Raw genomic sequence first — 24,028 nt, 5'->3', positions numbered from 1 at the left:
GGAAGACTTGTGCCGCATAACTAACGCCCTAGCTTTTGTCAAATTCGGTCGGTTTCCTATTTACCGGAGGACGCGTCAGTCGAGAAACTCCAATCCCGTATTTCTCAGATCGACGCGGAACGAATAGCTGATCTCCGCATGCTTGAACATTTCCGGCCATTTCTCGTACTCCGACGGCTGAAGACGGATACGGAAACGATCGCCGAAACCGAACACATCCGCTCCAAGCCGCTGCGTTTTTTCAAACATCGATTTGGCATGCGCGTTCAGATCCGCTTCAAGCTCGGCGACAACCTCCGAAGCATTTTGTCTCCGATAGCGAGAGCTGTCAATGAGCGTAGTAACAAGGGAGGTATCCAGTCGAATAATCGGCTTGCCATCCTTAAAAGAGGTGCTTACACGGGTATGGTTATGTACGATACGGATATCCGATTTGCTCATTAGTTCTACCTCGGAGTCATGAAACCGGTGCGTGAAAATCTCGTAAAGCAGCGATTCATCCAGATTCAACTCACCAACGAGCTTGTCTTTGACGAATATCGCATTCCCTGCCAATACATAGGAGTTCTGCTTTCCCTCCGTTAACAGAGGAATCAGATTCGAATGCAAGGGGTTATACAGCTTCGCGTATACCTCCCAGAGCATCGTTCTGTTCTTTCTCGGAATGCCTCCGGCGTACTTTTCGAAAAAGAGCTTCGTATAAATCCCCGTGAGCTCGCCGGTTGGATTTGCGTGAGTGAATATACGCTCCATGTTTCCCCTGATGACGGCAACAACCGCATCCAGCGGGACGGACCGCTCTCTGATCGCGAACTCCAAATAAGGATCCACGCCTGTCTTGGCCAAGGACTCATCGAGGAGTATCGCCCGGGTAGACGAAGGATCAAGCGCTTTGGGCAGCTTGTATCTTACTTTATTCATGGCATCCGATACCGTCTGCCCGTACTGGTTCGTCGTGAAAAAGTCTTGCTTGGACGTTGTCCCGTCCTGCGCTCCCTTGGGAAGCGGAAACCGGAACCATACATTTAGCGGGGAATCGACGGAGCGTTTCTCGAGACCCATAACGCCAAGCATTAGGCGATTATCAATATCTTTGGAATCCCAGCATCCCGCAACAAAAACGATTGGCAGGCAGAGCAGCAGCAGCATTGCCCGTCCATATCCGCTTGTGCTCACAGTGCCCCCTCCTTCCCGGCTCTCCGGCCATAAGCCAGTGCAAGCAAGCCAAGCAACGGAAAAACAAACATGACGTAGAGCCTTAGACCGATCGTTAAGATCGTAATGTTCTCTACTACTCTCCAGGAGACTAGGAGAGTAGCCGAAGCATACACGACCAGAAATGCGCCTGAATGAATCCACCGTTTGTTTGCCCGGGGCATTATAACGGCGACCATCTCTTCAATGGCATGGAGCTTCAAAGCAATGATGATAAACAAATAGAACATCGTCACCGATACAAAAATCGCCGTAAGATTCTCGAACAAAATCCAATAATGCGATATACTGTCCATTTTGGAGATAAACGGGAAGGTAAGCCTCTTGCTTAATTCTCTACCGAACGTCATAACCGGCAAATAGATATAACCCATAATTAGAGGAAGCGTACATAAAAGGGCAGCCGAATACATTTTCCAATTGCGCTTTGCGGAATGCCGCGTATAAGGTCCGATAAGTGACGTGATAACGAAACCCATCCAAATGTACGAAGCCGCATAGAACCGTTTGTCCAATAGAAAATCCCCGTTTGTGCGAATCCAGGGTGCCCCAACTATCCAATGCACGTCACTCAGACCAACAATCAGCAGGACCAAGGTTAATAGCAGCGTCAATAAAAAAAACACCCTGGCCGCCCGAACGATGGGCATCATCCCCGCTAGAGCAAGTATGGCCGGAGCAATCAGCATGCCGTTAAGAAAAGCGATAGGCGTGGTCGGAAGCATCGTCATCGTAATAACCTCCGTATAAGCCCTCAGCATAACGACAAGCGCCGTCAGCAAAAAAAAGATAACGGGCAGACAGATCACACAGGTCCAGATTCCCCCAATTGAGGCATGTATTCCGGCTATAAGCTTCTCTCCGTTTAATTGAGCCAGTAACCTGCTAAAAATCCACGAGCTGAGCAGCGCGCCGGCGGCCCATACAGCAATTGGAATCCAATAGGCTCCTTCCGTGCTGCGAATGATAAAGTTAGGGTAAATAAAGCCTGCCACCGCTCCAGTGTATAGCATTTGAATGGCAAGCATATCATAGCCGCTGAGAGTCGATAGACGCTTCATAGGACAATCCTTCCCTTTTCGATACGAATTAGGTTACCTTATTCTTTTTTGGCCACAAGGATGTGAGGTACGGCGTTCCAAAGGTCTCTATGCAACTAAGGTATATAATGAGGCAGGCGAAGCAGAAAACAATGCCAAGCAAGCCTGCTATGGAAGCTCCCGCTACAATGAAATATTTCAGAATTCGCTGGACGAGCCCCATTTGATAGTCGATTACAATAAAATTCGTAATGGCGGTAGCCGCCACCACGATAATAAGCAGATTGCTGACGATATTTGCCTGAATGATCGCTTGCCCAAGCACAACCCCTCCAACCATCGTAACCGTTGAGCTAACCGTCTTGGGCAGCCGCAAGCCCGCTTCCGTTATAAAGTCGATCATAATCAGCATGAGAAGCGTTTCCACAAACACGGGGTAAGGCACGCCCTCGCGGCTTGCGGCAGCTGCCAGGCTGATCTCCAGACGATTGACGTCCACGTTGATGGAGGTAAGCGCTACGTACAGGGCAGGAAGGAATAAATTGATAAACATGGCCAGGAAACGCAGCGTAAGAAGGAAATTGGTTACAAACGGATTGACGTATTTATCTTCTGGAGAATGCCAGAAGTCGGTGTATACCGAAGGAATGCTCAAAGCAAACGGAGAGCCGTCAATCATAATAATGGCCTTTCCTTTAAGCAGATCCATGGAAACCCGGTCCGGTCTTTCCGTGGAAATTGCCAAGGGAAATAGATGGAATCGTTTTCTGGACATGAGAATCCGCAGGAACTGCGCGCTGTCCTGGATGGATTCGATCCGAATTTCGGCGATCCGATCCTGCAGATCGGATAACAATTCGGGGTCAATGGCATCCGCATAATAATACAGGGCAACACGCGTATGGCTGGCCGTACCGATTACGGTTTCCCACATTTTCAGCTTTGACGAATGGATCTGCTGCCTGATGAGAGCGGTGTTTACATCCAGGCTTTCGATAAAGGCGTTCATCGGGCCTTGAAGAACATTTTCGGTTACGGGCGATCCGATTCCCCTTTGTTGGTTTTCCGCTAAAGGCAGGATCAGCCCGGCAGAGGAGCTCTGCTTGCATAACACGGCAGCCCCGCTGCAAACCGCTATTTCGCAGCGTTGAAACTCTCCTTCCATTAAGCCGGCTCCGCTATATCGGGAAAGGCGAAAGGATAAATCCCCGCCGCTCTCATCCCCGAGCAGAAATTCAAGCTTTTCAGTCGAGCACAAAGAATCCAAATAACACAAGTACAATTCTTCGCCTTCGACCGCTCCTATGAGCGATGCCCTGTAGTCGCTGGAATCCGCGAAGGCTTCGTTAAGAAGCCCGAGTAATGGCACCGAATCCGGCTGTTCGGTCAAACGGTAGATGGAAGCTAGAATATCGCGCATAAAGTTGGGCCTCCTTGTTTGAATGAATGGAGTATCCTTGTTGTATTGTTTCCAGTTAAGCCCAAGACATGTAAAAAAAGCATCTGATGTTCAACGCCTTATTTATCGCTGTCCTCCAAAAAAAACAAAAAGCCACTTCACGTGAAGTGGCTTAAAGCTCCCTTACTGAGTCTTGATGAATTAAAAATTACATGCCGATAAACATATTCATGCTGAAAGGTCCCCAGTTCTCGCCGTTAAATCCTGCTCCCCCCTCCAGATTCACAAAGCAAGGAAGAACAATATAAAACGTGCGGGGAGGAATGTTGCTCCTGAACGTCATGAGAAAATGCATGCCTGAATTGTCCGCCGGCGTTATCATCGCCATATCCGGCCGGATGGCGTTCGAAGCCGTTAGGGCATCCCCCATATTTACGCTTGCGGCACTATTCGTTCCGGCATTGCTCCGAATCCAATAGTTCGATAAACGTACGGCCGAATTAAGGTCAGCCCGCCGATCATACGTTAACAGAATTTGATTTGCGGCTATCTGCCTGGCACTCATTAGCACGGGATGATCATCCAGACGATCGAATGGCGAATTGTACATGCCATAACCCCCTTATCAATAGAATCCACTGCCTTTACAACTATACGTACCAGCCTCTTAAACATGATAAAAAAGCTTCCTTCCGCATCTCGGAAGGAAGCTTTCAGTTACATGCTTCGTTTCATCCACACAACAGACTCCACGTGCGAAGTCCATGGGAACATATCGACTGGCGTAACCTCCACCGTCTTATATCCGCCGTCTTCGAGCGTTCGCAAGTCGCGCGCCAGCGTGGAAGGATTGCAGCTGACGTATACCACCCGCTCCGGCTGCATCTTCAGAATCGTATCCAGCAGCGCCGGGTCGCAGCCCTTGCGCGGCGGGTCCACGACGATAACGTCGGGAATAATTCCCTCTTCGCGCCATCGCGGGATGACCACTTCCGCCGGACCTGCCTCGAACGAAGCGTTGCCGATACCGTTCAGCTCCGCATTACGCTTCGCGTCCTCGATCGCCTCCGGCACAATCTCTACGCCGTAGACTCGGCCCGCCTTCCGTGCGAGGAACAGAGAGATCGTTCCGATACCGCAATAAGCGTCGATAACGGACTCCTTGCCCGTCAGCTGCGCATAATCAACCGCGGTCCGGTAGAGCTCTACCGTCTGCGCCGGATTTACCTGATAGAAGGAACGCGCCGAGATCGCGAACCGGATACCGTCAAGCTCGTCATAGATAACCTCGCTGCCCCATAACACCCGCGTCTCGTCGCCAAAGATGACATTCGTATCGCGCGTGTTTACGTTCTGCACAATGCTTTTTACTTCCGGCAGCGCCGCGCGAATCCGTTCCACCCATTGCTCGGCTTGCGGCAGCTTGCGTCCGTTCGTCACAAGCACGACCATAATCTCGCCGCTTACAAAGCCTGTCCGCGTCATGACATGACGCAGCAGCCCTTGCCCGGTTTCCTCATTATAGGCCGAAACGCCAAGCTCGCGGCCGATCGCCTTCACAATCCGGACAACCTCATCGTTGCGGTCATGCTGGATATGGCATTCATCCGTATCGATAATGCGATGGCTGCCCTTGGCGTAAAAGCCTGCAACCAGCTCGCCGTCGCCCGCCGATGCCCCGACCGGCACCTGCGCCTTGTTGCGGTAGCGCCACGGATCGTTCATCCCTACCGTTGGATGAACGATAATTCCGGACGACGTCTCGCCTTCGCCGGCAATCCGCAGCTTCCCGATCCGCTCCAGCGCATCCACCACATGCTGCCGCTTCCAGTTCAGCTGCGCGGCATAGTCCATATGCTGGAGCTGGCAGCCGCCGCATTTGTCGTAAATGCCGCATACCGGAACAATGCGGTCCGCGCTTGCCTCCAGCAGCTCTTGCAAACGCGCGTAGCCGTATGCTTTTTTCACCTTCATCACTTTCGCCCGTACACGCTCGCCTGGCAATGCCCCCTGAATGAACAAGGTATAGCCGTCCGCCCGGCCAACCCCCTCGCCGTCATGGGTCAGACCAATGATGTCGACAACGACCTCATCGTTTTTTTGCACTGGCGCATCCACGACAGCCTGCGAAGAAGCTCTTCCCGCTCCCCCGTTCTTGCGGCCGCCTTGCGTATGACTTTTTCTATTTGAACCCGCATTATTACGCGTATGATTTCTATTCATCATTGCTCTCCGCTTCCTCATGCTATTATCCCTATAGTGTAATGCATCTGCATAAAGAAATAAACCTCCAACAACAGGCACCACGCCTGCTATTAGAGGTTTATTCCAATTGCTGCTATCAGCGATTGCGATAGGAAGCTTCGCCATGCTCATCGGCAAAAATCTGCAGATGCGAAGGCAGCACCGAGAACGTAAACGGCAGCGTACCGCCGTATTCACCATCCAGGTTAATCTGCACATAACTTGGTGAAGTGACCTTCATCTTATTCGTACGGAAATGAATCACATGCGAGTCGTTCAGATGCTCGCCCCGAAGCGCCAGCGTAGCGATCCGGATAAATTCGGCCAGATTGCATCTCCGGAGAAGCACGACGTCAAACAGCCCGTCATCCGGCTTCGCATCCGGCGCCAGCTTCTCGAAGCCGCCAACCGAATTACTGTTGCAGATCAGGAAAAGCATAAATTCCTCGTGGAATTTGCCTACCCCATCCGCTTCGATAATCAGCTCCGTCGGGCTTAAGCGGGTCATCTTCTCTAAGCCTTTCAAATAATAAGCCAGCTGCCCGATCATCGTCTTCAGCTTGATCGGCACATCGTAGGTCAGCTCGGTCAGCGAGCCGCCACCCGCGATATTGATGAAATAACGCTCATTGGCTTGACCGACGTCAATCGGCCGCGTGTAATTCTGGATAATCAGATCGCACGCGTATTCCCAATGCTTCGGGATGCCCATCGCGCGGGCGAAATCATTCGTTGTTCCCAGCGGTAAAATGCCAAGAGGAGGCCGGTTAGGCTTATTGGCCATTCCGTTAATGACCTCATAGATGGTTCCGTCGCCGCCTGCCGCTATAATCAGATCATAATCCCGCTCGGCTGCATCCGCCGCGGCAATCGTTGCATCTCCCGCTCCAATCGTTGCGTGGCAGCTGGTCTCGATTCCTGCCTGATCCAGCTTCTGCAAAATATCCGGGAGACGACGCTTCATCTCTTCTCTTCCCGATGTCGGGTTGTAAATCAATCTTGCACGCTTCATCGATTAACCCACCATTTCTTTCAAAAAACGGTCATTTACCTGTCCTGAAGCCAAGCCGTCATACGCCGTTCCAGCCAACGCTCAATAGCCGGATGAGGCAGCATAGCCTGCCCGTTATACCGGTAATCCAGACCCTTCAACCGCGATGGAATGACCGTATTCGTAAAATAACCCTTGCTCAAAAATAAAGGAACGACGATTACCGCTTCATTTGGCCGCTCTTCTTGCAAAGCTCTCAAATGATCCGTCGCCTGGTCGGGCAGCAGCATCGCCGTAGCGGAGTGAGCGAATCCGCCCAGCTTCCGAAGCCGTTCCGCGAGCTGGTTCAGACCGTGCTGCCAGCGTTCATGGAAAACCTTTTCCCGGCTGCCATGCGCAATAAGCATAACCGTCTCTTCTTCAGGCTGAACGGACAGCGGCTTAATATTCGACAGCAGCAGCTCCGCTATATCGGGATCGTCGTCAATCGGCATGCCGTAATGAACCTTGGCGTTAACCCTGAAGATGCCAAGATCGCCTTCAAGCTCGGCTACCGGCGGCAGGCCAAATGCCTGCCCGATCTCATCGACATGCGTGCTGCCGGACGAAAGGAACAAAGGAAGCACGAATAAATCCGTTACTCCCTGCTCTTCCAAAGCATCTATGCCATCCTGAATCAAGCGGCCTTCAACAATTTCGAGAAAAGAAGAATAGACCGGCACGCCTTGCACGCGCGGAGAAGCTGCCGCAGCGGCGACCGCCTCGTCAACCAGCCGAACCCATTCTGCTTCCCTCGAACCATGACTTATCACGAGAATGCCCGGCTTCATGGCACTATCTGCCTAAACGCTCTAAAGTCATTTTATACCCATCGTTGCCATAATTCAAACAGCGCTTAACCCGGGAAATCGTAGCCGTGCTGGCGCCTGTCTCTGCTTCGATTTGGTTGTACGTGCTGCCTTTGCCCAGCATGCGCGCAACTTCCAGACGCTGCGACAGCGACTGGATTTCGTTTACCGTGCACAGATCATCAAAAAAGATATAACATTCCTCGACGGATTTAAGGGTAAGAATCGCTTCGAATAATTGATCGATTGCTTTATCGTTCAGCTTCTTAAGCTGCATTGTCATCCACTCCTCAGGGGCGTGATTACACGCGCATTTCAGGCATTGTCATTAATGTCTAATGCTCACATTGTAGCTTTTTTAGGGGGTTTTTTCAAGCATTACCGTATTCACGCTTTACAGGACGGAAGAGCATCCCGTAGGTAAATATCCGCATTATTTATATAAAAAAAGGGCATTCGTCCAATCGTCATGTTTGCCTATACCATAGACTAATACCAAGAATACTTCCCTATACGGCATACGGGACCGGACCTGCGTGCAGGCTGATCCCCCATGTGGAAGCGGACGGAGTAGGGAAGACATTGTTCCATAAACTTTGAAAAAAGGTTGTGATCCGCGTGAATTACCGGAACTATCCTGGCGGGGGCGGACATTCGAACCCTCACCAGTATCCGCCGCACTCACCGCACAGCGGCCATCACCGGCGCGGCTATGCCCGTAACCAGACCAGTCAGGGATTTAACAGCTTCCAGAATCCTCTTGGCTTCGGTACGGACGGCGCCCCGATTCCACCTGCGCCTCCTGTCTTTTCGACGGAAGAGACTATTATACAACATGAGGAAAGCCTTCCCGTCGTCGTGCCGGCTACGGCGGCAGAATTGGTGGAGACGACAACACCGGCCAAAGCCGGCGGCTTTAGCATGCCAAGCTTGACCGAAATCAAAGGCTTTGTTGACCGGATTGGCGGACTGGATGGCATTCTGACCACGGTGGGCAAGGTTCAAAAGGTCGTATCCAGTGTGTCGCAGATGGCTCCTCTCGTCAAGGTCATTCTGGGCTCCTTCAAAAAGGACTCCGGCAGCGACGCGGCGGACGAAGATATCGAAGTTGTGCCGAAGAAGCGCAAACGCCGCAGAAAACCAACAGGCTCCGCCGGCAGACGCCGCAAGCGGAAGCGGCAGCGTTAATTAGCAATGCCTACTGAACCACCCCGATTGCAGCTCCGGCTGCAGGCGGGGTGGTTTTTTTATTTGCCCGTTTGTCGAGTTATGCAAGATTAGTCCATGCTCCCCTATGACTATAGAACTAGCGGCATTGTCGAATCAACGCTTTCTGACGTTGGTTGTCAAATTCAACACTCGTTTTTGCACAGGCAGAGCTATATTTTGAACATAAATTTCATAATTTTGGAACTTTACTCCAAAAGACTCATGAGGATTTTCTTAACTTCCACTACAATCATTATAACCTTATAACTTTTGATACAACTTTATCGCTGCAGCCATTGTACCCGATCCTTGTTTGCCCGATATAAGCTCCCCCCGAGTTTATATAAACAAATTATTAGGAGGTATGAATAATGACTGTATTACGATTATCGCGGCCTACTCCATTCAAGATCATGACGATTTGCGCTCTTCTCGTGCTTGCCGCCGTCTCCATGCTGTTCACGACGGCAAAAGCGTACTCGCATGGCTACGTGGAAGGACCGGCCAGCCGGGCAGCGCTGTGCAAAAGCGGAGCCAACACCGATTGCGGAGCAATCGTGTATGAGCCGCAAAGCCTGGAAGCCCCTAAAGGCTTCCCTGCAGCAGGACCTGCCGACGGCAAAATCGCAAGCGCGAACGGTGCTTTTCCCAAGCTGGATGAGCAATCCGCAACCCGCTGGTCGAAAGTGAACATTTCCTCGGGCACAAACACCTTCACCTGGAAGCTGACGGCCAATCATTCAACCGCAAGCTGGAAGTACTATATTACCAAGCCGACCTGGAACCCCAATGCCGCGCTTACCCGCGATTCCTTCGATCTGACGCCATTCTGCTCCGTTGCTTATAACGGCGCGCAGCCGCCATTCTCCTACTCCAATACTTGCAACGTGCCCGAACGAAGCGGCTACCATGTCATCCTCGCCGTGTGGGAAGTAGCCGATACGGCCAATGCTTTCTATAACGTCATCGACGTTAACTTTACCGGCTCGAATCCCGTCGACACAACGGCTCCTTCCGCCCCAGCTTCTCTTGCGGCAACCGCTACGGCAGCGACAAGCGTAACCTTGTCCTGGAATGCTTCGACCGATAACGTTGGCGTAACGGGCTACAAAATTTATAGAGGCACTACGCTAGCCGGAACGGCAACGGGCACCAGCTATACCGTTACCGGCCTCACGGCAAGCACGGCCTATACGTTTACCGTAAAAGCGGTGGATGCCGCAGGCAACGAATCAGCCGCTAGCAACAGCCTGAGCATTACGACAACGGCGCCTCCGGCCGTCGATACATCGGCACCTACCGCACCGGGAGGACTTCATATCATGGGTACTCCAACCTCCTCCAGCATGATGCTGATGTGGAGTCCGTCTACCGATAACGTAGGCGTTACGGGCTACAAAATTTACAACGGGTCCACGCTCGTCGCAACGACCTCAGGTACCGCAACATCCTATACCGTTACAGGTCTTGCGGCGAGCACAACCTACAACTTCGCCGTATATGCCATCGATGCGGCCGGCAACCAATCGTCTGCCAGCACGGTCAGCGGCACAACGGCAGCGTCTACGGGCGCGCCTGCCTGGGCGCCAAATACGGCTTATGCGGTAGGAACCCTCGTTACGTATAACGGAGCTACTTATAAATGCCTTCAGGCTCATACTTCCCTCACCGGTTGGGAGCCTTCCAACGTACCTGCCCTGTGGCAGCTGCAATAAAGCTTCAATAAGAAAATAAAAAGTGCCGGGAACCATCCCCGGCACTTTTTATTTTCTTCTTACATAAATACCGTATCAATTACCCAATACACGCCTGCTGCAAAAAGCGCCGTGATCGGAATTGTAATAAACCATGCGATAACGATTTTCCCGGCAAGCGACCAGCGTACGCTGGAGAAGCGTTTTGCGGAGCCTACGCCGAGAATCGAAGAGGTGATAACATGCGTTGTGCTGACAGGCAGCTCGAGCATTGTTGCCGACAGGATAACGCCCGCCGAGCCTACGTCTGCTGCAAAGCCGTTAATCGGCTCGATCTTGAAGATCTTCGTGCCCATCGTCTTAATGATCTTCCATCCGCCAATGGATGTACCAAGAGCCATCGCAAGCGCGGCGGACATCTTAACCCACAGCGGGACCTCGAAGTGATCCTGGATACCGCCTGCCACGAGCGCAAACGTAATGATACCCATCGCTTTCTGGGCGTCGTTTGTACCATGGGAGAACGACTGGAATGCCGCGGTCAGGATCTGTCCGAACCGGAAGCCCTTGTTCACCTGATGCGGGCTTGTCCTTGCGAAGATTAGCTTTAAGATCCACATGATAATAAAACCGGCCGTGAAAGCAATCAGCGGCGAGAAGATAAGCGCCTTAACGATATCGACAAACCCGTGTGCGTTTATGGCATCAAATCCCGCTCCCGAAGCTACCGCGCCGGCAAGCGAGCCGATCAAGGCATGCGAGGAAGAAGATGGAATGCCGAACCACCAGGTAAGCAGATTCCAGGCAATCGCCGAGATTAAGGCCGCGATAACGATCTCTACCCCATTGGACAAATCCGCCGGATTGGCAACGCCGCTGCCGATTTTTTTCGCAACGCCCGTAAACGTGATCGCACCGATAAAGTTCATGCACGCCGCCATAATAATGGCAACCCTTGGTTTCAGGGCACGGGTTGATACCGTCGTAGCGATCGCGTTCGCCGTATCGTGGAAACCGTTAATAAAATCGAAACCGAGCGCAAGTATGACAACCATCCATAATGTGATTGAATCCATTTGAATTGACTCCTACTCTCCGTGTAAGCTTAGCTGTTGCGCATAATGATCGATTCCAGCGTGTTCGCTACGTCTTCGCAGTAGTCGGTCGTTTGCTCCAACATTTCGTATATTTCTTTCCGCTTCATCAGTTCAATGGGATCAGTCACATTCGTGAACAGGCTCTTGATACAAACGCGCAGCAGGTCATCCGCCTGGTTCTCCAGCTCGTTAAGCGCAATGTTAGGCTCGCGGATCGCCAGCAGCTTCTTGTCGGTAAGGAGATAGATCGCTTTCTTGATTTGGTTCGCGGAACGAAGCAGTATATCGCCAAACAGCGTTATGTACTCGTCTTTTTCCTGAATGTTGTACATTTCAAAGCGCGATGCGCATGCTTCGATGCCGTCAAGCACATCGTCGAGCGAACTTGTTAAAGCCATTATATCTTCCCGCTCAATGGGGGTAATGAACGTTTTGTTCAGTTCTTTCAGAATCGTATGAACGTACTGGTCGCCTTTGCTCTCATGCTCTTTCATGATTTTGGCGAACTGAGCGACATCCGACAGGTCCGAAACACCGTTTGCGAAATATTCGATTGCGTCAACCAGTGTATCCGCCATTTCTTCAAACGTCTTAAAGAAAATATCCTTTTTCTTAAACATCGTAATCCCCTTTACCCGACTGGATGGTTAGGCATCATTTCGAAATGAGCCCACAATATCTTAACACAGTTTACTTTATATTTGTTAAGGGAATGTAAAGGATTTATGAAAAGTTTTCGTTTTTGCAAAAAAAATATAAAAAGATGCGTTCCGCAAAGGAACGCACCGCTTCATTTCTTTTTGCGGACACCCTCTACACCTAGTTAGAGTGTGTCCGACTTGTCTTTTTTTTACCCATAAATCACATGCTCGGCGAAAGTTGGCTTATTCGGAACGACCTGGAAGAACGTTTTCCCCGGTACGAACGGAAGCTCTGCGCCATCCTTCATCAGCCTCACCATATTGTCGCTCGCGCGAACCCATTCGCATTCGACGACCTTGCCCTTCTGGAACAATAACGCCGAGCCTCCTGCATGAAGATCAACCGAAAGCCGCCCGACATCATCCAGCGTCTTGTGATTGGCGCCAAGCACAACCACGTTGGCCGCGCTCAGCTGCTCTCCGTTATTCAGGTCGGTATGCGGCTCATCATTGACGAGTCGTTTATACAAGCCGCTTGCCGCGTCATACTCATAGGAGACCTTGTAGTCCTTGAGCAGAAACTTGATCTGTATCGAGGACGCTGCCGCGCCCGAAGCGGTTGCGCCTTCTTCCGCAAAGGTATAGGCCGGAACCGTTACCTCGCTGCGGTACCCCTTCTTCTCGGCACCTGCCCGAAGCTTATCCAGCTCGGAGTACAGATTATGGGGCGCCTTGCGGTCCTTGCTCCGCCAGAAATACGGACCCGCGTTCGAGATTTCGTCCAGATAAGGTTTATCCTGATGCTGCAAAATATCATAGGCGTCATTGCTGGCTCCCGAATGAGCCAGAATAGCTCCGTAGCTTTCCCCGATATCAATCAGGTACGGGCGAATGCTGCGGATTGGTCCAATCGCATCGGCACCCTTGTCCGTGCTTTGGAAGATCGCCACCAGCCGCGTAATGCCGCCTTCCGCGAGCACTTCCCATACCACATCGGCATTGGTAAGTCCGGATTGCGGACGCGCCGGCTTCAGATTGTTGACCATAACCGCAACGGGCCGCGCCGCCGCGTCCGTCTCCCGCTTCAGCCCCGTAAGAGGAGCCGTGAAAGAAAGCTCCGGCGTAGGCTCAGCCGACGGCGTAGCCTCCGGCTCTTCGGATAATGTCGGAGAAGGTGCTGCTTCTCCCGTATTTTTGCCTGTACCGCTGCTGCAAGCGGATACGAAAACAAGTAGAATAACTAAGCTGATCAACCATGCCCTGCGAAAACGACTTCCCATAAGTTCCCCGCCTTTTAGTAGAGAATGATAGCGTTCGATATAACGATTACTATCATTTAAACATAAAAAGCGGGACATGTCTTCCTAAATACTCCAGTTATGCCATTCCTGCTGCTTCTTATCAAGCCCTTCCAGCCATTCGGAGGTCACGCGGATCGCTTCCTCCTGATGATGGCGGGTGGAGTACGTATGGTTCGCCTGGAAGATAATCTCCTTGTCGCATAACCCGTCGCTGCGCGTCCAGAATACCTTCTGGTACAGGAAGCTGTAATCGACCGGAATCAGATCATCGCTTGTGCCGTGGACAAGCAGTACTTCTCCGCCAAAGCGCGTTGCCGCTTGGAATGGCTGATGCTGCAGCAGCGATTCGAAAAATACCGGCTGAAGCGTAAAGCCCGCATAGTCCGTGCTGCCCTTCTGAACCGCCTCGTCATAACCTGCGCGTCCGACGATCCGGACAATATCATTAAACGGATACGCAACCGGAGACCACATAACAAGACGCTTCACGCGTTTATCCCGTACCGCCGTCATAAGCGCAACCGCGCCGCCAAGGCTGTGGCCAAGCAGAACGATTCGTCTTGGGTCCACGCAATCCATGCCGGCAATGTAATCAATCACCGTGCGGGTCTGGTCAATCATGCTTTCAAAGCCAAGCGCTCCGTAATCCCCGTTGCTCTCGCCGCAGCCGCCGTAATCAAACCGGATCACGTAAGAGCCTTGCGCCGCCAGCGCTCTTGCCGTCTTAACGAACAACCGGTCAACCCCGACGCGGCTTCCGATAAAGCCGTGGCATATAATAATGGCCTGCTTCTTGGCATTGTCTTTCTGATGATCGCTCGGATAATGAAGCGTAGCGGTAAGCTCGAGCTCTTCATGACGCAGCAATAATTGTTTCTCCATAACGATAAGTCCTCCTGCGGTTCCATTCTTATTATCTATAATTCCTACCCGATTACTATGAATTGTATTGGGTTCATATTATCATCCTTACGAGGATGGTGTCAATACCGTTATTCTGTCCGAATGATGAGGGTTCACCACTATAAAATGCTCTTCGGGAGGAATAGTTGTGCGGCTCCTTGCTCAATCTATAATCAGTACATTAATGTCCAACCAAGGAGATGATTCCTATGCCGATGTGGATATCCTGGCTAACGGACCATTGGCTGACGGTTCTATTGCTCGCCGGCATCGTGGTTGCCGTCGTATATATCATCCTTGAACGCAGCCTGTTGTTCTACAAGGAGTAACCGGTCTTAAGAAAAAAAGACCTTCTTCCGCCCCGTTGGCTGGAAGAAGGTCTTTTTGCCGTCCGAAGAGCTTAGCCCTTCAGCGCTTTTGCCGCAATATCGGTACGGCTGTGCATGCCGTCGAAATGAATAACGCTAACCGCTTCGTAAGCGCGGCCACGCGCTTCCGCAATGTCGCGGCCGCGGCCTACAACGCCAAGCACGCGTCCGCCGCTCGTTACGATCTTGCCGTCTTTCTCCGCCGTTCCCGCATGGAACACGAGCGCGCCTTGCGCTTCAGCCGCATCAAGGCCGGTAATCTCGCGGCCTTTCGGATACGAAGCCGGATAGCCTTCCGATGCAACGATAACGCAAACAGCCGCTTCGTCGCTCCATTCCAGCTCCAGCTGGTCCAGGCGACCGTTCAGGGACGCCAGAACGACGTCAACCAGCTCGGTCTTCAGGCGCGGCAGAACGACTTGCGTCTCAGGGTCGCCCATACGCGCGTTGAATTCGATCGTTTTGGGACCGTCCTTCGTAATCATCAGACCGGCGAACAATACGCCGCGGAACGGACGTCCTTCGCTCACCATCGCTTTCGCCGTTGGCTTGATGATGTTCTCGATGGACTCTTCGATGATGGCCTGATCGATATGAGGCAGAGGCGTATAGGTACCCATGCCGCCCGTGTTCGGGCCTTTGTCGTTATCGTATACCGGCTTATGGTCTTGCGCCGGTACCATCGCTTTAACCGTCTCGCCGTCTACAAAAGCAAGGATGGACATCTCTTGGCCTTCCAGGAATTCCTCGATAACGATCTGGTTGCCGGCTTCGCCAAACACCTTGTCGACCATCGCTTCCTTCAACGCTTTCTCCGCTTCCTCCATGGAATACGCAACCGTTACGCCTTTGCCTGCTGCAAGGCCGTCCGCCTTGATCACGATTGGAACGGATTGCTCGCGCAAATAAGTTAGAGCCGGCTCGTAGCTCGTGAACGTCTCGTATTTCGCTGTAGGAATGTTGTATTTGCGGAGCAGATCCTTCATGAAGATTTTGCTGCCTTCAATTTCGGCTGCCGCTTTGTTCGGACCGTATACCGGAATGTTATGCGCTTCGAACGCATCTACGATACCCGCCGCCAGCGGATCGTCCGGACCGATAAAGACGAGGTCAATCGCCGCATCCTTCGCAAACTTCACAAGCTCGTCGAATTGGTTAACCGCAATCGGCACGCAATCGGCAATTTGCGCAATCCCCGCATTGCCCGGCGCGCAAAACACTTCCTTGACCTTCTCGCTTTTCTTCAGCGCCCAGACAATCGCATGCTCACGTCCGCCGCCGCCAACAACTAAAATTCTCATTGCTTCGATATACCCCCTGATATGATAGTGAGCGAATATAAATGCCTAATAGCGAAGCAGTCCTGCCGCCGCATGCCTTACCCGTGCACGCTGCGACAAGAAGCTCCGCTACCTTAAGCTTTGCTTATCCTAGTGTTTGAAATGGCGAACGCCCGTCATCACCATCGCGATGTTATGCGCATTCGCTGCGGCGATCGACTCTTCGTCCTTGATCGAGCCGCCGGTTTGGATGATTGCGGTGATGCCGTGTTTGGCGGCCAGCTCAACCGTATCGCCCATTGGGAAGAACGCATCGGAAGCGAGTACCGCTCCCGCAGCTTGCTCGCCCGCTTGCTCAATGGCAATACGCGCTGCGCCTACGCGGTTCATTTGACCTGCGCCTACGCCGATGGTCATGTTGTTTTTCGCCAGCAAAATCGCGTTCGATTTCACATGCTTCACGACTTTCCATCCGAACAGCAATTGCTTCAGTTCTTCTTCCGTCGGCTTGCGGTTCGTAACGAACTGCAGGTCCGCTTCGGTCAGGCTGCGAACGTCGCTCTCTTGGACAAGCAAGCCGCCGTCAACCGTTGTCGACAGCCAGTCGGATTTGCGCTCAGCCGCGGAACCGGCCAGCTCGCCCAGCTTCAGAAGACGGATATTTTTCTTCTTCGTCAGCACTTCCAGCGCTTCAGGCGTGAAGTCCGGCGCAATGATGATTTCGAGGAAGATTTGGCTCAGCAGCTCGGCTGTTTCCGCGCCGATCGTACGATTCGCCGCAACGATGCCGCCGAAGATCGAAGTAGGGTCGGCCGCGTATGCTTTTTGGTAGGCTTCATGGATGTCTGCGCCAATGCCAACGCCGCATGGATTCATATGCTTCACGGCTACGCAGGCTGGCTCGTCGAATTCCTTGACGATCGCAAGCGCCGCGTTCGCGTCGTTAATGTTGTTGTAGGACAATTCTTTGCCGTGCAGCTGCTCAGCCGTTGTGATGTTGCCGACAGGAGCAAGCGGTTTGCTGTAGAACGCCGCTTTCTGATGCGGGTTCTCGCCGTAACGCAGATCCTGCACTTTCTCGTAAGTAACCGTGTAAGACTCAGGCAGCTCTTCGCCAACTTGCTTCGTCAGGTAGTCCGCGATCAGCGCATCGTAGGCTGCTGTGTGACGGAATACTTTTGCCGTCAGGCGTTTGCGCGTTTCCAGCGTGGTGTCGCCGCCGGCTTTAATCTCTTCGATAACTCCAGCATAATCGTTAGCGTCCACAACTACCGTTACGAATGCATGGTTTTTCGCGGCCGAACGAAGCATAGTAGGACCGCCGATATCGATGTTCTCGATTGCGTCCTCATATTCCACGTTAGGGTTTGCGATGGTTTGCTTGAACGGATACAGGTTAACAACCACAAGGTCGATGTAGTCCAGGCCAAGCTCCTGCATAACCTTTTGATGCTCTTCATTGTCGCGGATCGCGAGAAGCCCGCTGTGAACCGCAGGATGAAGGGTTTTAACGCGGCCGTCCAAAATTTCCGGGAAGCCTGTTACGTCGGAAATGCCGATAACCGGAATGCCTTCCTTCTCCAGCAGATTAAACGTACCGCCAGTCGAGATGATTTGCACGCCTTGAGCTGCCAGCTCACGAGAAAATTCAACAATGCCAGTCTTGTCCGATACACTAATTAACGCTCTACGAATTGCCACGCGATATTGCCTCCTCAAAATAGGTACTTATATATTTAAAGTTTAACCGTAACGATACGATCTTCCAGAGTTACGCGTCCCTCCGCAATGGACTGCACAACCCGGGGCAGCAATTGCTGCTCGGCTGCGTGAATCCGCTCGCCTAGCGTGTCCTCCGTGTCGCCGCTTTGCACTTCAACAACGCTTTGCGCGATAATCGGCCCGCTGTCCATTCCCCCGTCCACATAATGAACGGTAATGCCCGTCACCTTCACGCCGTATTCCAGCGCTTGTCCAATCCCGTTTACGCCGGGGAAAGAAGGCAGCAAAGCCGGATGGATATTAATCATTCTGCCGTAATAGGGCTCAACGAGCACGGAAGTAATAATGCGCATATAACCCGCAAGGACAACCAGCTCGATGCCGCGGCGCTGAAGTTCCTCCAAAATTTCGGTTTCGTATGCTTCGCGGGAAGGGTATTCCTTCGGCACAAAGAGGAAGGTATCAATCCCGGCCATGCGAGCCCGCTCCACAACCGGAGCAGCAGGCTTATCACAAACAAGAAGCTCGATGGTTGCATCGAGCCTTCCTTGCCGCACCGCATCGGCCAGGGCTTGGAAGTTCGTTCCTTGCCCTGACGCGAAGACGGCTATTCGGAGTGTTCCCATTAAACGTCCGCTCCCGTGAACGTAACTACGCGGCTGCCTTCCGTTACAGTTCCGATTCGGTATGCTTTTTCGCCAAGCTCAGTCGCCACTTGAAGGGCTTTCTCCGCTTGATCTGCTGGAACCACTACGACTAACCCGATGCCCATATTAAAGGTTGTGAACATATCGCGGTTGGTGATTGCGCCTTTGTCCTGCATAAGCTGGAAGACAGGCAGAATCGGCCACGAACCGTATTCGATATTGACGTTTACGCCTTCCGGAAGAACGCGCGGGATATTCTCGATAAAGCCGCCGCCCGTAATGTGCGCCATGCCCTTTACATTTACTTGCTCGATCAGCTTCAAAGCCGATTTCACATAGATGCGGGTTGGCTCGATCAATACGTCGCCAAGAACCTCATCGTTCAGCTCAGGCAGGCGCTGGTCCAGTGCGTAACCGCACTCTTCGAGAAGAAGACGGCGTACCAGCGAGTAGCCGTTGCTGTGGATGCCGCTCGATGCGAATCCGAGTACAACGTCGCCTGGAGCGATTGTCGTGCCGTCGATAATTTTCTTCTTATCCACTACGCCAACCGTAAAGCCGGCAATATCATACTCGTCGCCTTGGTACATGCCTGGCATTTCGGCTGTTTCGCCGCCGATCAGGGCGCAGCCTGCTTGCACGCAGCCGTCGGAGATGCCTTTGACTACCGCTTCGATTTTTTCCGGAACGACTTTACCGCATGCCAGATAATCGAGGAAGAAGAGAGGCTCGGCGCCTTGTACGATAATATCGTTTACGCACATCGCAACCGCGTCAACGCCAATCGTGTCATGCTTATCCATCAAGAACGCCAGCTTCAGCTTCGTGCCGACGCCGTCCGTCCCCGATACGAGTACAGGCTCCTCGTATTTGTCCTTGTTAAGGCCGAACAATCCGCCAAAACCGCCGAGATCCGTCAGTACCTCCGGGCGGAACGTTTTCTTAACATGCTTCTTCATCCGTTCGACTGCTTCATTGCCGGCCGCAATATCGACACCGGCTTTTTTGTACGCTTCTGACACACCAGTCAACCCCTTTTTATACTATTAACAGCTGCAGCTCTTATCCGACTCTTCGTTTACCGGCGTTGGATAATCGTTATCGAAGCAAGCGAGGCACATGCCGCGGTTGTACGCGCCGTCATTGCCGCCTACCGAATCGATAAAGCCTTCTTGACTAAGGAAAGATAAAGAGTCCGCATTGATCATTTCGCACATTTCCTGCACCGTTCTCGAAGAAGCAACCAGCTCCTTGCGGTCCGGCGTATCGATACCGTAGTAGCAAGGGTTCTTGAATGGCGGCGATGTAATCCGCACATGCACTTCCGTCGCGCCAGCTTCGCGAAGCATGTTCACGATCCGGCGGGAAGTCGTGCCGCGTACGATCGAGTCGTCGATCATAACGACGCGTTTGCCTTCCACGACTTTGCGCACGGCGGACAGCTTCATCTTAACGCCCTGCTCGCGAAGCTCCTGAGAAGGCTGAATAAAAGTACGGCCCGTGTATTTGTTCTTGATTAATCCAAGCTCGTATGGAATACCCGTTTGCTCGGCATAACCGATTGCCGCCGAAATACTCGAATCCGGCACGCCGGTTACGATATCCGCATCCACGAAGGACTCCATCGCAAGCTGTTTACCCATCCGCTTACGCGCGGAGTGGATGTTGATCGTATTAATATCGCTGTCCGGACGGGCAAAATAGATGTACTCCATTGCGCAGGTTGCCCGGCGTTCCACTTCCGCGTAACGGTCCTCGCGCATGCCGTCAGCATCAAGGTACAAGAGCTCGCCAGGCTGCACGTCGCGGACGTACTCGGCACCGATCGATTCGAATGCGCAGGATTCGGAAGAGAAGACGTATCCGTCACCCAATTTGCCCATTACGAGCGGACGAAGACCGTTAGGGTCGGAAGCTACCAGCAGCTTGTCATTGGTCATGATCAGGAATGCAAAGCCCCCGATAATGCGCTGCAGGGCATCCTTTGCCGCTTCCTCGAAGCTCTTAGGAGAACGAGCGATCAAGTGGGCAATAACTTCGGTATCGCTGGAAGTCTGGAAGATCGAGCCTTGGCTCTCGAGCTCTTTGCGGATCTCAGGCGCATTAACGATGTTGCCGTTTGTTGCGACTGCCAGATCTCCGTCCCGATAACGGAAAATAAGCGGCTGCGCATTCGCCAGCTTGCTCTCGCCAGCGGTCGAATAACGAACGTGGCCGATAGCGCGGTTGCCGGGAAGCGACTCAATCCGCTCTTTATCGAATACTTCCTTCACAAGTCCCATGCCGCGGTGGTAGGCAAAACGGCTGCCGTTCTCCGTATCCACAGCGCAGATTCCCGCGCTCTCTTCGCCGCGGTGCTGCAGGGCGTGAAGGCCGTAATAGCTGAGGGAGGACGCGTTCGGGACGTTAAAGACCCCGAACACGCCGCACTCCTCGCGCAGTTTATCAAAAATATCGTCACGGCCAATGCCTTCGTTATAATGATTTCCCGTCCACAGCTTCAGCTGTTTTATTTCATCAGACATGGAATCGCATCCTTCCAGACCTTCTCCAGTTGTTGTACCGGTGCGTTTACGCCGGATTTGCCGTTTACGTTGATGGTCAGGCTGCTGCCTTTGACAGTGCCGATTGCCGCATTCACTACGCCTTGCCCGTTCAGATGCGCTTGCAATGCCGCTGCTTTCTCAGGCGTTGCCGAAAGCAGAATACGGGATTGCGATTCGCTGAACAATAGGTGATCCGGACGAAGATCCGTTGCTACGTTTACTTCTGCGCCAATGCCGCCGCTAATTGCGGATTCAGCCAGCGCGACCGCCAGACCGCCTTCGGACAGGTCATGCGCCGAAGCTACCAGACCGCCTTGGATCGCTGTCAGAATAGCGTTCAGCGTTGTCTTCTCCGTTGCCAGATCGATTTGCGGCGGACGACCTGCCGCCGAGCCGTTCAGAGCGTAGAGCAGCTCGCTGCCGCCAAGCTCCGCTTTCGTCTCGCCGACAAGGATAATAACGTCGCCTTCTTTTTTGAAGCCTTGAGTTGTGATGTGATCCACATCATGCACGAGACCAACCATGCCGATTACCGGAGTAGGATAGATCGCGCCTTTTGCGTTCTCGTTGTACAAGCTGACGTTGCCGCCGATTACCGGCGTATCAAGCACGCGGCAAGCTTCGGACATGCCGTCTGCAGCTTTCTCGATCTGCCAGAATACTTCCGGCTTCTCCGGGCTGCCGAAGTTCAGGTTGTCCGTAATCGCAAGCGGTTCTGCGCCGGAGCACACGATGTTGCGGGCAGCTTCCGCTACGGCGATCTGGCCGCCTACTTCAGGATCAAGATATACGTAACGTCCATTGCAGTCCGTCGTCATCGCAAGACCTTTGCGGGTGCCGCGAATCGTAACCACTGCCGCGTCGGAGCCTGGTTGAACGGCCGTCGACGTACGAACCATGTAGTCATATTGGTTATATACCCACTCTTTGCTTGCCACAGTCGGCGAAGCGAGTACTTTTTCAAGAGCACCGTTAAGGTCGGTAATTTCTTCGAAAGCAGCTGCATCCACGCTTGCGTTCTCGCGGTAGTAAGCAGGCTCGGAAGATGGCTTGTTGTATACCGGGCACTCGTCAACGAGAGCTTTAACCGGCATGTCGGCAACTTGCTCGCCTTGGTGGAACAGGCGGAGACGGCCGTCGTCGGTAACTTTTCCGACTTTCTTGCAGATAACGCCCCAACGGTCAAAAATTTCTTGCGCTTGCGCTTCATGCTGAGGCTCAACAACGAACAGCATGCGTTCTTGCGATTCCGACAGCATCATTTCGTAAGGCGTCATGCCTGTTTCGCGCTGCGGAACTTCATCCAGGTACAGCTCCAGGCCGTTGCCGGCTTTGGAAGCCATCTCTGCGCTCGAGCAAGTGAGGCCCGCTGCGCCCATATCTTGAATACCGAGTACGATGCCGGAGTTGATCAGCTCAAGCGTAGACTCCATAACGAGCTTCTCCATGAACGGATCGCCGACTTGCACCGCGGTACGTTTTTCTTCGGATTCTTCGGACAGCTCAACCGATGCGAAAGTTGCACCATGGATGCCGTCGCGGCCCGTTGCCGGACCAACGTAGAATACCGGGTTGCCAACGCCTTTTGCCACGCCGCGCTGGATTTTGTCATGATCGATAAGACCAACGCACATCGCGTTAACGAGCGGGTTGCCTTCGTAGCTCTCGTCGAACATGACTTCGCCCGCAACGGTTGGGATACCGATACAGTTGCCGTAGCCGGCAATGCCGCTTACGACGTTCTCGAACAGATATTTCACGCGGTCATTTTCCAGCTTGCCGAAACGAAGCGAGTTCAGCAAAGCTACAGGGCGGGCGCCCATCGAGAAAATGTCGCGGATAATGCCGCCTACGCCCGTTGCGGCGCCTTGGTAAGGCTCAACCGCGGACGGATGGTTATGCGATTCGATTTTGAATACAACCGCTTGGTTGTCGCCGATATCCACGATACCCGCGCCTTCGCCCGGTCCCATCAGGACGCGAGGGCCTGTAATCGGGAATTTCTTCAGGATTGGCTTGGAGTTCTTGTACGCGCAATGCTCGGACCACATAACGCTGAATACGCCGATTTCCGTATAGTTAGGTGTACGGCCGAGGAAGCCGCAGATAAGCTCAAATTCGTAATCCGATACACCGAATTGTTGATAGATCTTTTGCTCGACGATTTGTTCAGGCGTCGGTTCCTTAGCCGTTAATTGCTGCGCCATGTTGTTCCCTCCATGCATTCAAAATCGATGTAAACATCCGTTTGCCGTCTTCCGAGCCGAGGATTTGGTCAACCGCGCGCTCCGGGTGAGGCATCATGCCCACGACATTGCCCTTCTTGTTGCTGATGCCCGCAATGTTCTCTACCGAACCGTTCGGGTTCGTGTCGCCTGCATAACGGAATACGATCTGGTTGTTCGCTTTCAGCTCAGCCAGCGTTGCGTCATCGCAATAGTAATTGCCTTCGCCATGCGCAATCGGAATATCGATAATCTCGCCCTGCGAGTATTGGTTCGTAAATGCTGTTCCGTTGTTTACCACTTCAAGCAGCTGCTGCTGACAACGGAATTTAAGACCTGTGTTGCGAATCAGTGCGCCTGGCAGAAGGTTAGCTTCGGTCAGGATTTGGAAACCGTTACAGATACCAAGGATAAACTTGCCTTGCTCTGCTGCTTTTACAACTTCATTCATGACCGGAGCAAAACTAGCCATTGCGCCGCAGCGCAGGTAGTCGCCGTAGGAGAAGCCGCCCGGTACAAGAATCGCGTCATAACCGGAAAGGTCAGTCGCCGTATGCCATACGTAATCAACCTCTTGGCCGATTGTATCTTCTACCGCTTTGAAGCAGTCAATGTCACAGTTGGAGCCGGGGAATACGAGAACCGCAAACTTCATCGA

Annotated in this window: 21 protein-coding genes; 2 read left to right on the top strand and 19 right to left on the bottom strand. The window is 52.7% G+C overall.

Annotated features, from left to right (window positions below):
* Nucleotides 1-75: 75 nt before the first annotated feature.
* The 8 genes from ACR9FF_RS04545 to ACR9FF_RS04510 form a co-directional block, all read right to left on the bottom strand.
* The gene (locus ACR9FF_RS04545) at nt 76-1,176 is read right to left on the bottom strand and encodes a Ger(x)C family spore germination protein (protein ID WP_435169325.1); all 1,101 of its coding nucleotides are present in this window, start codon (nt 1,174-1,176) and stop codon (nt 76-78) included.
* Complete coding sequence (locus ACR9FF_RS04540; RefSeq protein ID WP_435169323.1) at nt 1,173-2,276, bottom strand: GerAB/ArcD/ProY family transporter; 1,104 nt, start codon at nt 2,274-2,276, stop codon at nt 1,173-1,175. Before ACR9FF_RS04540 ends, ACR9FF_RS04545 begins: the two co-directional genes overlap by 4 nt.
* A 28-nt stretch (nt 2,277-2,304) precedes the next feature.
* On the bottom strand, nt 2,305-3,675 hold the full coding sequence (locus tag ACR9FF_RS04535; RefSeq protein WP_435169321.1) for a spore germination protein: 1,371 nt from the start codon (nt 3,673-3,675) through the stop codon (nt 2,305-2,307).
* A gap of 187 nt (nt 3,676-3,862) precedes the next feature.
* Nucleotides 3,863-4,264, bottom strand: a complete 402-nt coding sequence (locus tag ACR9FF_RS04530; protein WP_201007002.1) for a hypothetical protein — start codon at nt 4,262-4,264, stop codon at nt 3,863-3,865.
* Nucleotides 4,265-4,371: 107 nt separating this feature from the next.
* Nucleotides 4,372-5,880 (bottom strand): 23S rRNA (uracil(1939)-C(5))-methyltransferase RlmD, encoded by a 1,509-nt coding sequence (gene rlmD / locus ACR9FF_RS04525; RefSeq protein WP_373312761.1) that lies wholly within the window; start codon nt 5,878-5,880, stop codon nt 4,372-4,374.
* A gap of 115 nt (nt 5,881-5,995) precedes the next feature.
* Nucleotides 5,996-6,910, bottom strand: a complete 915-nt coding sequence (locus tag ACR9FF_RS04520) for a diacylglycerol kinase (RefSeq protein ID WP_127496231.1) — start codon at nt 6,908-6,910, stop codon at nt 5,996-5,998.
* 35 nt (nt 6,911-6,945) lie between these two features.
* Nucleotides 6,946-7,719, bottom strand: coding sequence for a sirohydrochlorin chelatase (locus ACR9FF_RS04515; RefSeq protein ID WP_435169318.1), 774 nt, complete (start codon nt 7,717-7,719; stop codon nt 6,946-6,948).
* 4 nt (nt 7,720-7,723) lie between these two features.
* The gene (locus tag ACR9FF_RS04510) at nt 7,724-8,014 is read right to left on the bottom strand and encodes a YerC/YecD family TrpR-related protein (protein WP_015842506.1); all 291 of its coding nucleotides are present in this window, start codon (nt 8,012-8,014) and stop codon (nt 7,724-7,726) included.
* Nucleotides 8,015-8,355: 341 nt separating this feature from the next.
* Between ACR9FF_RS04510 and ACR9FF_RS04505 the strand changes: the two genes are divergently transcribed.
* Together ACR9FF_RS04505 and ACR9FF_RS04500 are read left to right on the top strand one after the other, a co-directional pair.
* On the top strand, nt 8,356-8,925 hold the full coding sequence (locus ACR9FF_RS04505) for a hypothetical protein (protein ID WP_162862772.1): 570 nt from the start codon (nt 8,356-8,358) through the stop codon (nt 8,923-8,925).
* Nucleotides 8,926-9,317: 392 nt separating this feature from the next.
* Nucleotides 9,318-10,661 carry a lytic polysaccharide monooxygenase gene (locus ACR9FF_RS04500; RefSeq protein ID WP_435169315.1) on the top strand — a complete coding sequence of 448 codons (1,344 nt, stop codon included), beginning with the start codon at nt 9,318-9,320 and terminating at the stop codon, nt 10,659-10,661.
* A gap of 59 nt (nt 10,662-10,720) precedes the next feature.
* On the opposite strand, the gene ACR9FF_RS04495 is transcribed toward ACR9FF_RS04500, so the two are convergent.
* The 11 genes from ACR9FF_RS04495 to purQ form a co-directional block, all read right to left on the bottom strand.
* The gene (locus ACR9FF_RS04495; protein ID WP_116394148.1) at nt 10,721-11,716 is read right to left on the bottom strand and encodes an inorganic phosphate transporter; all 996 of its coding nucleotides are present in this window, start codon (nt 11,714-11,716) and stop codon (nt 10,721-10,723) included.
* Between the two features lie 29 nt (nt 11,717-11,745).
* On the bottom strand, nt 11,746-12,357 hold the full coding sequence (locus ACR9FF_RS04490) for a DUF47 domain-containing protein (RefSeq protein ID WP_116394147.1): 612 nt from the start codon (nt 12,355-12,357) through the stop codon (nt 11,746-11,748).
* A 230-nt stretch (nt 12,358-12,587) separates the two neighbouring features.
* Nucleotides 12,588-13,658 carry a DUF3048 domain-containing protein gene (locus tag ACR9FF_RS04485; protein ID WP_435169313.1) on the bottom strand — a complete coding sequence of 357 codons (1,071 nt, stop codon included), beginning with the start codon at nt 13,656-13,658 and terminating at the stop codon, nt 12,588-12,590.
* An 84-nt stretch (nt 13,659-13,742) separates the two neighbouring features.
* Complete coding sequence (locus ACR9FF_RS04480; protein WP_127496236.1) at nt 13,743-14,561, bottom strand: alpha/beta hydrolase; 819 nt, start codon at nt 14,559-14,561, stop codon at nt 13,743-13,745.
* A 421-nt stretch (nt 14,562-14,982) separates the two neighbouring features.
* Nucleotides 14,983-16,251: a phosphoribosylamine--glycine ligase gene (purD, locus tag ACR9FF_RS04475; protein WP_435169310.1), complete on the bottom strand. Its 1,269-nt coding sequence runs from the start codon at nt 16,249-16,251 to the stop codon at nt 14,983-14,985.
* 129 nt (nt 16,252-16,380) lie between these two features.
* Nucleotides 16,381-17,931, bottom strand: a complete 1,551-nt coding sequence (purH, locus tag ACR9FF_RS04470; protein WP_116394143.1) for a bifunctional phosphoribosylaminoimidazolecarboxamide formyltransferase/IMP cyclohydrolase — start codon at nt 17,929-17,931, stop codon at nt 16,381-16,383.
* Nucleotides 17,932-17,966: 35 nt separating this feature from the next.
* Nucleotides 17,967-18,578, bottom strand: coding sequence for a phosphoribosylglycinamide formyltransferase (gene purN / locus ACR9FF_RS04465; RefSeq protein ID WP_127496238.1), 612 nt, complete (start codon nt 18,576-18,578; stop codon nt 17,967-17,969).
* The gene (gene purM / locus ACR9FF_RS04460; protein ID WP_127496239.1) at nt 18,578-19,621 is read right to left on the bottom strand and encodes a phosphoribosylformylglycinamidine cyclo-ligase; all 1,044 of its coding nucleotides are present in this window, start codon (nt 19,619-19,621) and stop codon (nt 18,578-18,580) included. The genes purN and purM overlap by 1 nt, the downstream gene beginning before the upstream one ends.
* 24 nt (nt 19,622-19,645) lie before the next feature.
* On the bottom strand, nt 19,646-21,124 hold the full coding sequence (gene purF / locus ACR9FF_RS04455; protein ID WP_116394140.1) for an amidophosphoribosyltransferase: 1,479 nt from the start codon (nt 21,122-21,124) through the stop codon (nt 19,646-19,648).
* Nucleotides 21,109-23,352 (bottom strand): phosphoribosylformylglycinamidine synthase subunit PurL, encoded by a 2,244-nt coding sequence (gene purL / locus ACR9FF_RS04450; RefSeq protein ID WP_435169307.1) that lies wholly within the window; start codon nt 23,350-23,352, stop codon nt 21,109-21,111. Before purL ends, purF begins: the two co-directional genes overlap by 16 nt.
* Entirely contained in the window at nt 23,330-24,025 is a 696-nt protein-coding gene (gene purQ, locus ACR9FF_RS04445; protein WP_116394138.1) for a phosphoribosylformylglycinamidine synthase subunit PurQ, read from the bottom strand. Before purQ ends, purL begins: the two co-directional genes overlap by 23 nt.
* Nucleotides 24,026-24,028: the final 3 nt, after the last annotated feature.

It is taken from the genome of Paenibacillus glycanilyticus (assembly GCF_051200795.1).
GTDB classification, from domain to species: Bacteria; Bacillota; Bacilli; order Paenibacillales; family Paenibacillaceae; genus Pristimantibacillus; species Pristimantibacillus glycanilyticus.
Note: the sequence above shows the minus strand (reverse complement) of the source record. Positions and strands in the feature narration are given on the sequence as shown.